Genomic DNA, 13,282 nt, shown 5'->3' with positions numbered 1-13,282 from the left:
AGGTCAAGCGTTACGCGGGGCGCTGTGCACTTTGCACGAGGCCTCGGACAAAATCGCCACGCAGAGTTCGGCGTAGCTGATCCCCACGGCCTTCGCGGCCATCGGCACCAAAGAATGGCTGGTCATGCCAGGCGAGGTATTCATTTCAAGCAGCCACGGCCGGTTGTCACGGTCGAGGATGAAGTCGGCGCGGCCCCAGCCTTCGCAGCCCAGCGCCTGATAGGCCTTAACGGCAATTGCGGCGACTTCTTCAGCCACGCCGTCCGGCAGCGTTGCCGGGCAGAAGTACTGCGTGTCGTCCGAGAAATACTTGTGTTCGTAGTCGTAGTTGCCACCGGGTGCGGCGATCTCGATGACGGGCAGCGCGCGCGCGCCCTTGCCCGAACCCAGCACTGCCACCGTCAGCTCGCGGCCGGTGATGAATTGTTCGGCCAGCACCTCGCTGTCAAAACGCGCGGCGGCGGCATAGGCTTCTTTCATGTCGGAATAGCCCACGACCTTGGTGATGCCCACGGTCGACCCTTCATGCGGCGGCTTGATGATCAGCGGCAGGCTCAGACGGTCCGGCACCAGGCGAAGTTCCGTGTCGGCGTCCAACACTTCGAATTCGGGCGTGGGCAGGCCGTTTTGCAGCCACACGCGCTTGGTCATGGTCTTGTCCATGGCCAGGGCGGATGCCATCGGGCCGCTGCCCGTGTACGGAATGCCCAGCAATTCCAGCGCGCCCTGGATCGTGCCGTCTTCGCCGTAGCGGCCATGCAGCGCGATGAAGACACGGTCAAAACCTTCGGCGGCGAGCTCAGCCAGGCTGCGCTCGCCCGTGTCGAACAGGTGCGCGTCCACGCCGGCGCTGGCCAGCGCCTGCTGCACGCCCTTGCCAGACATCAGCGACACGTCGCGTTCAGCGGAGCGTCCGCCGTACAACACACCCACTTTGCCGAATTGCGCGCTCATGCCAGTTCTCCTACTTGGGCGGGGACCTTGCTGATCGAACCCGCTCCCATCACGATCACGACGTCGCCGTTGCGCACGAAGTCGACCACAGCCTGCGGCAGTTCAGCCACGTCTTCGACGAACACTGGCTCGACCTTGCCCGCCACCCGCAACGCGCGCGACAGCGCACGGCCGTCCGCGGCCACCAGCGGCGGTTCGCCGGCGGCGTAGACCTCGGTCAGCAACACGGCGTCGGCCGTGCCCAGCACCCGTACAAAATCTTCAAAGCAATCCCGCGTACGCGTGTAGCGGTGCGGCTGAAAGGCCAGCACGATGCGGCGATCGGGCCAGGCGCCGCGCGCGGCGGCCAGCGTGGCGGCCATTTCCACGGGGTGATGGCCGTAGTCATCAATCACCGTGAAGGTGCCGCCGCCATGGGTGGCCGGCACCGGAAATTCGCCCGTCTGGGTGAACCGGCGGCCCACGCCCTTGAAGGCGGCCAGCGAATCGCGGATGGCGTCATCGGACACGCCCAGCTCGGTTGCGACGGCAATCGCGGCCAGCGCGTTGCGCACGTTATGCAGGCCGGGCAGGTTCAGTTCCACCTGCAACGGCGGCAGCAGCGTGTCGCGATGCGTGCGCTGCACGTTAAAGCGCATGCGCGTGCCGGACGGCTGCACTTCATAAGCGCGCACCTGCGCGTCTTCGTTCAAGCCGTAGGTAGTGATCGGGCGCGACACGAAGGGCATGATCTCGCGCACATTGGCGTCATCCGAGCACAGCACGGCGCTGCCGTAGAACGGCAGTCGCTGCGTGAATTCGATGAACGCGCTTTTCAGGCGCGCCACATCGTGCCCATAGGTGTCCATGTGGTCGGCGTCGATGTTGGTCACGATGGCCATCACCGGCAGCAGATTCAGGAACGACGCGTCGGACTCATCCGCTTCGACAACGATGTAGTCGCCCTGCCCCAACCGCGCGTTGGCGCCGGCCGAATTCAAGCGGCCACCGATCACGAAGGTGGGGTCCAGGTCGCCGGCGGCAAGCACGCTGGCGACCAGGCTGGTGGTGGTGGTCTTGCCATGCGTGCCCGCCACGGCGATGCCGCGCTTCAGGCGCATCAGCTCGGCCAGCATGATGGCGCGCGGCACCACGGGGATACGCGCAGCGCGCGCAGCGATGACCTCGGGGTTGTCGCCCGCCACCGCGGTGGACGTGACGATGGCGGCCGCGCCAGTGACGTTGCTGGCCACATGGCCGATGGCGATCTTCACGCCCAGACCGGCCAGACGGCGCGTGACCGCCGATTCGTTCAGGTCGGAACCGCTGATCGTGTAGCCCAGGTTGAGCAGGACCTCGGCAATGCCGCTCATCCCCGAGCCGCCGATGCCCACGAAATGGATATGTTGAATTCTGTGTTTCATGATGAACGCCCCGCTGCTTGTTCGCAGACATCGGCGATATGGGCCGCGGCTTCCGGCTGCGCATGCGCGCGCGCACGGCCGGCGACGGCCTGGAGTTCTTGTCGGGAACGCTGGGCCAGCCAGTCCGCCAGCCACTCGGGCGTCAGGGCGGATTGTGGCTGTAGCCAAGCGGCCTCTGCATCGCTCAAAAAGCGCGCATTGGCGGTCTGGTGGTCATCGATGGCATGCGGCAGTGGCACGAACAGGGCGGCGACGCCCGCGGCAGCCACTTCGGACACCGTCATGGCGCCCGCGCGGCAGATCAGCAGGTCGGCATCGCCCATGGCGCCCGCCATGTCTTCGATGAACGCGCGGCAGTCGGCCTGCACGCCCGTCTGGGCGTAGGCTTGTTGCAGCGCGGGTAAATGTTGTTCGCCGGCCTGATGGACAACGACCGGGCGGCGCTCTTGCGGCAAGCGCGCCAGCGCCTGCGGCACGGCAATGTTCAGCGCCTGCGCGCCCAGGCTTCCGCCCACCACAAGCAGGCGCAACGGACCGGAGCGGCTGGCGTAACGCACGGCCGGATCGGGCAGCGCGCACAGGTCGGCGCGCACCGGGTTGCCCATCGCCTCGCCCTTGGGCAGCACGCCCGGGAACCCGCTGAGCACGCGGCGCGACATCTTTGCCAGGCACTTGTTCGCGGTGCCGGCAACGGCATTCTGTTCGTGCACCACCAGCGGCGTGCCGCGCAGGGCCGCGATCACGCCCCCGGGGAACGCCACGTAGCCGCCCATGCCCAGCACCACGTCGGGACGCACGTCCGCCAGACGCGACCAGGCTTGCGCAAAGGCGCGCAGCAGCAGGAACGGCAGTTTCAGCAGCGCGGACGCGCCCTTGCCACGCACGCCTTGAAAGCGCAGCGGCACCAGTTCAATACCGCGCGGCGGCACGAGCTTGCCTTCCATCTTGTCGGGGTTGCCCAACCACATCACGCGCCACCCACGCGCGCGCAGCACATCAGCCACGGCCAGGCCGGGCATGATGTGGCCGCCGGTGCCGCCGGCCATGATCAGGATGGTGCGCGCGGCGGTCATACCCGTCCCCCACGCATCATCACGCGATTTTCCACGTCGACCCGGATCAGCATGGCCAGTGCGCACAGATTCATCACCACGCCCGAACCGCCGTAGCTCATCAGCGGCAAGGTCAGGCCCTTGGTGGGCAGCAAGCCCAGGCACACGCCCATGTTGATGAAGGACTGCACGCCGAACCACATCGCCACGCCATGCGCCACCAGACCCGCGAACGTGCGTTCCATGGCGATGGCCTGGCGTCCGATATCGAAGCCGCGGTAGACGATGATGGCGAACAGCGTGATCACCAGCATGACGCCGGCAAAGCCCAGCTCTTCGCCCACTACCGCCATCAGGAAGTCGGTGTGCGCTTCGGGCAGGTAATGCAGTTTTTCAACACTGGCGCCCAGACCCACGCCCAGCCATTCGCCACGGCCCAGGGCAATCAACGAGTGCGACAGCTGATAGGCGCTGCCGTAGGCGTTGTCTTCGTTCCAGGGGTCCAGGTACGCGAACAGCCGCGCACGGCGCCACGGCGACAGCCAGATCAACATCAGGAAGGTGCTGACCAGCACGCCCAACAGGCTGCTGAAGTACTTGCCGTTGATGCCGCCCAAAAACAGGATGCCGATGGCAATGGCCACGATCACCATGAAGGCGCCCAGGTCGGGCTCAAGCAGCAGCAGCATGCCCACGCCCGCCAGCGCAAACGCCATCGGCAGAAAGCCGCGCGCAAACGCCTGCATGTGTTCCTGCTTGCGCACCGTGTAGTCGGCGGCGTAAAGCAGGGCCGCCAGCTTCATCAATTCAGACGGCTGGAAATTCAGCGGACCCAGCGGGATCCAGCGGTGCGCGCCGTTGACTTCGCGGCCGATGCCGGGGATCAGCACCGCTACCAGCAGCACCATCGCCACCACGAACAGCGGCACCGCCATGCGCTGCCAGACCCGGATCGGGATGGCCAGCACGACCGCGCCCGCAACCAGACCCGCGCTGACGAACAGGCCATGGCGGATCACGAAGTAGTAGCGGCCATAGGACGCGTAGCGCGGGCCATCAGCCAACGCGATCGACGCCGAATACACCATCAGCAAACCCAGCAGCAACAAGGTCGACGCCGCGATGACCAGCGGCAGATCGAAGTTGCGCATCTTGGTACGGCCGGGCCGTACGGCGTTGACGCTGGCGGTGAGATCGGCGATCAGGCTCATGCCACTTCTCCGCGATCACGGGCCAGGTCTTCGACCTCTTCCATGAACACTTGCCCGCGGTGCGGATAATTGCGGAACATGTCCAGGCTGGCGCAAGCGGGCGACAGCAACACGGCGTCGCCCGGCTGCGCCAATTCAGCCGCCCCGCGCACGGCGGCATGCAACGAATCAACAGTGATGCAGTTGACACCGGTGGACGCCAGCACACGGCCGATCTCGGGGCCGTCCACGCCGATCAGCATGACGGCGCGCGCATGGCGCGACACCACGGGAATCAGCGGAGAAAAGTCCTGGCCCTTGCCTTGCCCGCCGGCGATCAGCACGACTGGTTGGCCCAGGCCTTCCAGCGCGGCCACCGTGGCACCGACGTTGGTGCCCTTGCTGTCGTTGATATAGTCCACACCGCCGATCTGACGCACGAAAGATGCGCGATGCGGTTCGCCCGCGTATTCGCGCAGGGTACGCAGCATGGCGCCCCAGCCCAGGTCCAGGCAGCGGGCCAGTTGCAACGCGGCCAGTGCGTTCAAGGCGTTGTGGATGCCCCGAATGCGCAACGCGTCCACGGGCATCAGGCGGCTTTTGCGGCCATTGGCACGCACGGGTTCGGTCGCGTCTTTCTTGCGGCGCGTGGGCGGTGCGGGTTCGTCGAAATCGCTGGGCTCGCAGGCAACCAGCCAAGCCACGCCCTGCCCGAGTTCAAGACCCATGTCGCCGACCAGCTCGGGCATGTCGCGGCCAAAGCTGCGCACGTTCAGCGCGTTCACGGTGGGCACCATGGCCACGGTAAGCGGGTCATCACGGTTGACGATGGCGATACGCGCCATCTTCAGGATGCGGGCCTTGGCGGCGGCGTAAGCGTCCATGCCGCCATGCCAGTCCAGGTGGTCTTGCGTTACGTTCAGCACGACGGCGGCGTCGGCCATCAACGAGCGCGTCGTTTCCAGTTGGAAGCTGGACAGCTCCAGCACCCACACCTGCGGCAGCGCATCGTTGTCCAGCGCGTCCATCAGCGCGGTCAGCGCGGCAGGGCTGATGTTTCCGGCGGCCACCACCGACAGGCCGCTGGCGTCGATCAAGTCGCGCGTCAGAGCGGTAACGGTGGTCTTGCCGTTGGTGCCGGTTACGGTCAACAGGCGCGGACGGTATTCGCGCGTTTCGGCCAGATCGGCCAACGCGCGGGCAAAGAGTTCGATTTCACCAACCACCTCGATGCCGCGGGCCTCGGCCTCGCGCAGCAGATCGGCGGCGGGTGCTTGCGTGGGCGCCAGGCCGGGGCTGAGGACGATTTGCGTCACGCCATCCAGCAGCGCGGGATCAAACGACGCATCGCATCCCAGCTGGTACTGCACATCACTTTGCGCCAGCACCTCTTGCAGCGCGGCAAGGCCACCCGGTTCAGCGCGCGTGTCGGCCACACGCAAGCGGGCGCCCAGGCGGGCGCACCAGCGTGCGGCGGCGACACCCGTCTCGCCCAATCCGAGGATCAGGACAAGCGGCGCGTCAGCGCGGGAGGTTTCCATCGTATTCATCGCAACTTCAGGGTTGAGAGGCCAATCAGCACCAGCATCATGCTGATGATCCAGAAACGCACGACCACCTGGGTTTCTTTCCAGCCGCCCACTTCAAAGTGATGATGCAGCGGGGCCATGCGGAATATGCGTCGACCTGTTCCATAACGTCGCTTGGTGTACTTGAACCACGTCACCTGGATCATCACCGACAGCGTTTCCACCACGAACACGCCGCCCATGATGAACAGCACGATTTCCTGGCGCACGATGACCGCGATGGTGCCCAGCGCGCCGCCCAGGGCAAGCGCGCCGACGTCGCCCATGAAGACCTGGGCCGGATACGCGTTGAACCATAAAAAGGCGAGTCCCGCGCCCCCTATCGCCGCGCACAGCACCATGAGTTCGGACGCACCGGGTATGTAGGGGAACAGCAAGTACTTGGAATAGTCCACGCGGCCGACCACGTAGGCGAAGATGCCCAGCGCGCTGCCCACCATCACGGTGGGCATGATGGCCAGGCCATCCAGGCCGTCAGTCAGGTTCACGGCATTGCTGGTGCCGACAATCACGGCCCAGGTCAGCGCCACGAACCCCAGCACGCCCAGCGGATAGCTGACGGACTTGAAGAACGGCACGATCAAGTCGGCACGCGTGGGCAGCGACATCGTGAAGCCGCTACCCACCCAGGCCTTGAACAAGGGCCACAGGTCGGTGTTGGCGGGCGCCGACACGGCAAACGCCAGGTACACCGCGGCCACCATGCCGATGGTGGCCTGCCAGAAGAATTTTTGCCGTGCGGGCATGCCTTCGGGATCGCGATAGACAACCTTGCGGTAGTCGTCCATCCAGCCGATCCAGCCAAAGCCGAACGTGACCAGCAGCACCACCCACACGAAGCGGTTGGTCCAGTCGGCCCACAGCAAGGTGCTGATGGCGATGGAAATCAGGATCAGCACGCCGCCCATCGTGGGGGTGCCGGTCTTGACCAGATGCGTTTCCGGGCCATAGGCGCGCACGGCCTGGCCGATCTTCATTTCGGTCAACTTGCGAATCACACGCGGACCGGCCACCAGGCCGATCAGCAACGCCGTCGCGCACGCCAGCACGGCGCGCAACGTGATGTATTCGAACACGCCCAGGGCGCGCACATCATCGGAAAGCAGACGGGCTAGCTCAAGCAGCATGCTGCTCTCCCTGCGCCTTGGCCGTCTGTTCGTCGTTCGTGGAAAAAGCCTTCACTACCCGCTCCATGCGCATAAAGCGCGATCCCTTTATCAATACGCTGGACGGGCGCAAGCCGCGCAAGGCGGCCACCACTTCGTCTACCGATGTGCACGCTTGCGCGCCGGGTCCGTATGCGGCCGCGGCCGCCCGGCTGGCATCGCCCAGCGTGATCAACGCGTCAAGCCCTTGCTCGCGCGCATAGTGGCCCGCCTCGGCGTGCAAGGCGGGGCCGTTGTCCCCGATTTCACCCATGTCGCCCAACACCAGGACACGCGTGCCGGCGATTCGCGCCAGCACGTCGATGGCCACGCGAACCGAATCGGGGTTGGCATTGTAGGTGTCATCGATCAGCAACGTTCCGTCGCTTAATTGTTTGTGCTGCATGCGGCCGGCCACCGGCGCAAAGCCCGCCAGCGCGCGCACGGCAACGTCCAGCGGCGCGCCTGCTGCGATGGCGCTGGCGATGGCGGCCAGCGCATTGCGCAGGTTGTGCAAGCCGGGCACGGGCAAGACCAGGTCCGCAACGCCCACCGGCGTCACAACGCGGCAACGCGTCGAGCCCACATCGGCAAGGATCTGCTCGGCGTAGACGTCCAGCCCGGGCTGCAAGCCGAAGCGCAACACGCGGCGCGGTTCGGCCAGCGCGTCCCAAATGGCGCAATAGGGTTCGTCGCCGGGATACACGGCAACGCCGTCATCCGGCAACGCAGCGATGGCAGCGCCGTTTTCGTGCGCCACCGCTTCCACGGTGTGCATGAATTCCTGGTGTTCGCGCTGTGCGTTGGTCACCAGCGCGACCGTGGGCGCGGCCATGTCGGCCAACTGTGCGATTTCGCCCGGGTGGTTCATGCCCAGTTCAAACACCGCGGCGCGATGTTCGGCGCGCAGGCGCAGCAGCGTCAGCGGCACGCCGATGTCGTTGTTCAAATTGCCGGCGGTGGCCAAACGGCCCGACTCGCCCTGCCATTCGGCCAACATCGCCGAGATCATTTCCTTGGTGGTCGTCTTGCCGTTGCTGCCGGTCACCGCCACCACGGGCAGCGTGAACTGCGCGCGCCACGCGGCACCGATGCGCATCAGCGCAATGCGGGTATCGCCCAGCACCAATTGCGGCAGCCGGGCGTCGGGCACCGCGTGCGCCACGACGGCCGCGCAGGCGCCGCGGCCTTCGGCCTGGTCCAGATAGTTATGCGCGTCGAAGTTCTCGCCGACCAGCGCCACGAACAACTCGCCCGAGCCGATGCGGCGGGTATCCGTGGACACGCCCTTGACCTGCGGCAGCAGCAGCGACAGGCGCGCCCACTCGCGGTCATCAAAGGGCAGTTTTTCGCCGCCGACGTCCTGGTACGTTTCATGGCCCTTGCCCGCCAGCAGCACGACATCGTCTGGCGAGGCGGACCAGATGGTCTGCATGATGGCGCGCGCGCGATCAACCTGGGCGTCGGCGTGCGCCGCGTCCGGGATGCCGGCCAGGATCTGGTCGACGATGGTTTGCGGGGATTCGGTGCGCGGATTGTCGCTGGACACCACAACGTGGTCCGCCAGCTGCGCGGCGATACGGCCCATTTCCGGGCGCTTGCCCGGATCGCGCTCGCCGCCGCAACCAAACAGGCAGATCAAGCGGCCGGACCGGGCGACGGCCACGGGGCGCAGCGCGGTCAATGCGCGCGACAAGGCATCCGGCGTGTGCGCGTAGTCCACCACCACCAGCGCGCCCCGGCCAGCGGAAGACTGGGGCGACACCGCTATCGGCTCCACGGTCTGCAAGCGCCCGTCAACCGGGTCCGTCGCGGCCAATTCGCGCGCGATCTGTGCAAACGGCAGGCCCAGCTTGTACAGCACGCCGGCCACCAACAGCAGGTTCGACACGTTGTGCGCGCCCAGCAGGCGCGTCACGATCTGGGCCTCGCCGTGCGGGGACACCAACGTAAAGATCTGGCCCTGCGATGTGGCCTGCAAATCCCGCGCGCGCATCGCAGCGGGGATGTCGGGCGAATCGCTCAGGCTGTAGCCCATCGTGGCCATGCCTTGCGGCAGGCTTGCCAGCAGGCGGCGACCGGCTTCGTCGTCGGCATTGACGACGGCGGCGGTCAAGCCAGGCCATTGGAACAAACGCGCCTTGGCGGCTTCGTAGCGTTCCATCGTGCCGTGATAGTCAAGATGGTCGCGCGTCAGGTTGGTGAAGGCGGCCAGCGCCACGCGCACACCGTCCAGGCGGCCTTGCTCGATACCAATTGACGACGCTTCCATGGCCACGGCCTGGGCGCCGGCGTCGCGCATCGCGGCCAGCGTGCGGTGCACGGTCAGGACGTCGGGCGTGGTCAGGTCGCCGCCCAGCGTGCGGCCGTCCGGCAGCACGGCGCCCAAGGTACCGATGGTGCCGCAAGGCTTGTCGTTGCGGCTGAGCGCGTGCGCAATCCATTGCACCGACGAGGTCTTGCCGTTGGTGCCGGTCACGGCCACCACGGCCAGCGCGGCCGACGGGCGGCCGTACCAGGTGTCGGCCAATTCGCCCAGCAAGGCGCGCAGCCCCGTCACCGGCAGCATCGGCGTGCCCAACGCGGCGTTCTGAAGCGCTTCGGTGGCGGGCGCTTCGAACAAGACGGCGCTGGCGCCAAGCGCCAGTGCCTTATCTATATAGAGACGTCCGTCGCTGGACAGGCCCGGGCAGGCAACGAACACGTCGCCCGGCTCGATATCGCGCGAGTCCAGTTTCAGATGCGCCGTCAACGAGACGCGCGCATGCAACCACGCCACGGTTTCAGCAACCGTGGCGACAGGGGTAGAGAGGAAGCCGTTGGCGCTCATCTGCCTGGCTCCTTGAGACCAGCAACAATCGTGGATTCAAAAGGCGCGTCGGGCCGCACCCCCATCAACCGGAGGCTTCCGCCCACGATGTGGGAGAACACCGGCGCGGCGATGGCGCCGCCGTAATAACCGCCAACCGTGGGCTCGTCGATGGACACGGCCACAACGATCTTCGGATCGGACACTGGCGCAAAGCCTACGTACGAGCTGCGATAGCGCTGCGTGCTGTATTTACCGTCGACGATCTTGCGCGCGGTGCCGCTCTTGCCGGCCACGCGGTAGCCCTGCACCTGGGCGGCCTTGGTGCCTTCGGGGCCGGCGGCGGCTTCGAGCATCGCGCGCACCATGGCGGTGGTCTTGGGCGTGTAGATCTTGACGCTGGTCGGGTCGCTGTCGCGCTTGACCAGCGTCAGCGACACCATGTCGCCGTTACGGGCGAAGACGGTGTAAGCGCGCGCCACTTGCAGCAGCGACACGGACAGGCCGTAGCCGTAGGCCATGGTGGCCTTTTCGATCAGGCGCCAACGGTCCCAGGGACGCAAACGGCCGGGTGCTGCGCCGGGGAATCCCACTTGAGGGGCCTGGCCCAAGCCTAATTCGGTGAAGCGGTCCCACATTTCACGGGATTCCAGCTTCTCGGAAATCATCGTCATGCCGATGTTGCTGGACTTGCGCAACACCCCGGCAACGTCCAGCGTGCCGTTGCGGCTGACGTCGCTGATCGTGCTGCCTTGATAGGTGAAGCGGCCATTGCCCGTTTCGAACAGGGTCGACGTCGTGATGCGGCCCAGGTCCAGCGCCAGCGCGGCCGTGAACGGCTTCATGATGGAGCCGGGCTCGAACGTGTCGGTAATGGCCTGGTTGCGCAGCTTGGAACCATGAAAGGTTTCACGCTTGTTCGGGTCAAACGTCGGCACGTTGGCCAACGCCAGGATTTCGCCGGTATGCACGTCCACGACCACGGCGGTGGCGCCCTTGGCCTGGTGCTTTTCCATGGCGTCCTTCAATTCCTTGAACACCAGGTACTGCAAGCGGGTATCGATCGACAGGCGCAGGTCGCGCCCATCAACGGGCAACGTCACGGCCTGCACGTCTTCGATGACGCGGCCCAGCCGGTCCTTGATGACGCGGCGGCTGCCCGGGCGGCCCTGCAATTGCTGGTTGAACGTGAGTTCAACCCCTTCCTGGCCCTGATCTTCAACGCTGTTGAAGCCAACCACATGGGCCATGACGTCGCCGTCGGGATAGTAGCGGCGCGTTTCGGGCTGCTGATGGATGCCCGGCATGTTCAGCTGCTTGATCTTGTCGGCCACGTCCATTGCGACCTGGCGCTTCAAGTAGACGAAGTTCTTGTCTTCGTCGACCAGGCGATGGCGCAGGTCGGCCACCGGCGTTTCCAGCAACTTGGCCAGCGCATCCATTTGCGCGGGCGTGCCTTGCTTGGCGTCTTCCGGGATTGCCCAGATAGCGCGCGCCGGCACACTGGAGGCCAGCACCGCGCCGTTGCGGTCCATGATCTTGCCGCGCGTGGCGGCCAGCGTCAGCGTGCGTTCGTAGCGGCGTTCGCCCTGCTGCTGCAGGAACTCCGTCGACAAACCCTGCAAGAACAAGGCGCGCCCGGCCAGCACCGTGAAACCGCCAAACAGCAGTATCAGCACCAGGCGCGCGCGCCACGTGGGCAGTTGCCCGCGCAGTACAGGGTTATCGAAGAAGGGAACGCGTTTCATTGCGCGCCTCCGGTGGCAGCGCCGGACGCCTGATTTACATACAGCGTACGGTCCGGGACGATGGAGATCATCTTCAGGCCGTCGCGTGCAATGGCGTCCACCCGCGCATTGCGGGCAAGCTCGGCGCGCTCAAGCTGCAAGCGGCGCCAGTTGGTTTCCAGGTCGCGCGCCTGCGCCTGATCGCGTCCCAGCTCAACAAAAAGCTGGCGCGACTGATACCGGCTGGTGACCAGGGAAATGGCCGACAGCATCAGTAGCGCCGCAACGATCAGGTTGACACGACCCATCAGCGCCGCCCCCCTTTGCCACCGCGGCGAGGCGGCGGAGCCAGGTCGCTGCCAGGCAAGGAGCCGATCTTCACAAACGCAAAACCGCCCTCGGGGGGCAGCGGTGTTTCGGTGCGTTCGGCAACCCGCAAGACGGCAGAGCGGGCGCGGGCGTTGCCGGAGACTTCGTCGTCTTCGGCCTGCACCCTTCCCAGGGAACGAAGGATAGGCTGGGGCATCTCGCTTTCGCGCAGCGGCAGGCGTGCATGCGCGGCGGCCGGCCGAGCCGCCGCCACGATGCACTGCTTGACCATGCGGTCTTCAAGCGAATGAAAGCTGATCACCGCCAACCTCCCTCCCGGAGCAAGCAGGTCTAGAGCTGCCGCGAGGGTGCGCGCGAGCTCTTCGAGTTCCCGATTGATGTAAATCCGTAAAGCTTGAAAGGTGCGTGTGGCCGGATGCTGCCCCTTTTCGCGCGTGCGGACGGCGCTGGCGACGCACTCGGCAAGCTCGAGCGTGGTGCACAGCGGCCTTGTTGCGCGGCGAGCAGCAATCGCCTTTGCAACCTGAAAAGCAAACCGTTCTTCGCCATAATCCGCTATGACCTCCCGCATCTCATCCACACTGGCTTGCGCCAGCCATTCCGCCACCGTGGGACCACGAGTGGTGTCCATCCGCATATCGAGCGGGCCGTCTCGCATGAACGAGAAGCCGCGCTCGGCGTCATCGATCTGAGGCGACGACACGCCCAGATCCAGCATCACGCCATCGACCTTGTCGATGCCGAGCTGCTGCAATTCTTCTGCCATGGTGGCAAAGCCGCCATGTACTACCGTGACCCGCGGGTCCGCAGCCGCCAACGCATTGGCTACCGCGATCGCCTCGGGGTCCTTGTCGAACACCACCAGCCGCGCGGACTTGCCCAAGCGCCCAAGCAGTTCGCGACTGTGCCCGCCGCGGCCGAAGGTGCCGTCGACAAACACGCCGCGTTCCGCCCGCGTAGCCGTATCCGGCTCGGTCTGGGAGTGCGACCGTGTCGCGCCTTTGCCGCCAAAGTCTGGCAGCAGTAGTGCGTCCACCGTCGGCTCCAGCAGAACGGGCCGATGTTCGAATTCCATAAAATTTT

The 13,282-nt window shown here is 65.9% G+C and carries 10 protein-coding genes; all 10 read right to left on the bottom strand.

What is annotated here, in order from left to right:
• Positions 1-3 precede the first annotated feature (3 nt).
• From DVB37_RS03410 to rsmH, 10 genes are read right to left on the bottom strand one after another with little or no spacing between them, the layout of a single operon-like run.
• Entirely contained in the window at positions 4-954 is a 951-nt protein-coding gene (locus DVB37_RS03410) for a D-alanine--D-alanine ligase (RefSeq protein WP_120153830.1), read from the bottom strand.
• Positions 951-2,357 carry a UDP-N-acetylmuramate--L-alanine ligase gene (gene murC, locus DVB37_RS03405; RefSeq protein WP_120153828.1) on the bottom strand — a complete coding sequence of 469 codons (1,407 nt, stop codon included), beginning with the start codon at positions 2,355-2,357 and terminating at the stop codon, positions 951-953. Before murC ends, DVB37_RS03410 begins: the two co-directional genes overlap by 4 nt.
• On the bottom strand, positions 2,354-3,430 hold the full coding sequence (murG, locus tag DVB37_RS03400; RefSeq protein WP_120153826.1) for an undecaprenyldiphospho-muramoylpentapeptide beta-N-acetylglucosaminyltransferase: 1,077 nt from the start codon (positions 3,428-3,430) through the stop codon (positions 2,354-2,356). Before murG ends, murC begins: the two co-directional genes overlap by 4 nt.
• Complete coding sequence (ftsW, locus tag DVB37_RS03395; protein WP_046804318.1) at positions 3,427-4,620, bottom strand: putative lipid II flippase FtsW; 1,194 nt, start codon at positions 4,618-4,620, stop codon at positions 3,427-3,429. The genes murG and ftsW overlap by 4 nt, the downstream gene beginning before the upstream one ends.
• Complete coding sequence (gene murD, locus DVB37_RS03390; protein WP_120153824.1) at positions 4,617-6,149, bottom strand: UDP-N-acetylmuramoyl-L-alanine--D-glutamate ligase; 1,533 nt, start codon at positions 6,147-6,149, stop codon at positions 4,617-4,619. Before murD ends, ftsW begins: the two co-directional genes overlap by 4 nt.
• Positions 6,146-7,315, bottom strand: coding sequence for a phospho-N-acetylmuramoyl-pentapeptide-transferase (mraY, locus tag DVB37_RS03385; RefSeq protein WP_046804320.1), 1,170 nt, complete (start codon positions 7,313-7,315; stop codon positions 6,146-6,148). The genes murD and mraY overlap by 4 nt, the downstream gene beginning before the upstream one ends.
• Positions 7,305-10,163, bottom strand: a complete 2,859-nt coding sequence (gene murF, locus DVB37_RS03380) for a bifunctional UDP-N-acetylmuramoyl-L-alanyl-D-glutamate--2,6-diaminopimelate ligase MurE/UDP-N-acetylmuramoyl-tripeptide--D-alanyl-D-alanine ligase MurF (protein WP_120153822.1) — start codon at positions 10,161-10,163, stop codon at positions 7,305-7,307. Before murF ends, mraY begins: the two co-directional genes overlap by 11 nt.
• Positions 10,160-11,890, bottom strand: coding sequence for a penicillin-binding protein 2 (locus tag DVB37_RS03375; RefSeq protein WP_120153820.1), 1,731 nt, complete (start codon positions 11,888-11,890; stop codon positions 10,160-10,162). Before DVB37_RS03375 ends, murF begins: the two co-directional genes overlap by 4 nt.
• Positions 11,887-12,177, bottom strand: a complete 291-nt coding sequence (gene ftsL, locus DVB37_RS03370; protein WP_046804323.1) for a cell division protein FtsL — start codon at positions 12,175-12,177, stop codon at positions 11,887-11,889. The genes DVB37_RS03375 and ftsL overlap by 4 nt, the downstream gene beginning before the upstream one ends.
• The gene (gene rsmH / locus DVB37_RS03365; protein WP_120153818.1) at positions 12,177-13,274 is read right to left on the bottom strand and encodes a 16S rRNA (cytosine(1402)-N(4))-methyltransferase RsmH; all 1,098 of its coding nucleotides are present in this window, start codon (positions 13,272-13,274) and stop codon (positions 12,177-12,179) included. The genes ftsL and rsmH overlap by 1 nt, the downstream gene beginning before the upstream one ends.
• Between the last annotated feature and the right edge of the window lie 8 nt (positions 13,275-13,282).

The organism is Achromobacter sp. B7 (assembly GCF_003600685.1).
Classification (GTDB): domain Bacteria; phylum Pseudomonadota; class Gammaproteobacteria; order Burkholderiales; family Burkholderiaceae_B; genus Achromobacter; species Achromobacter spanius_B.
Note: the sequence above shows the minus strand (reverse complement) of the source record. Positions and strands in the feature narration are given on the sequence as shown.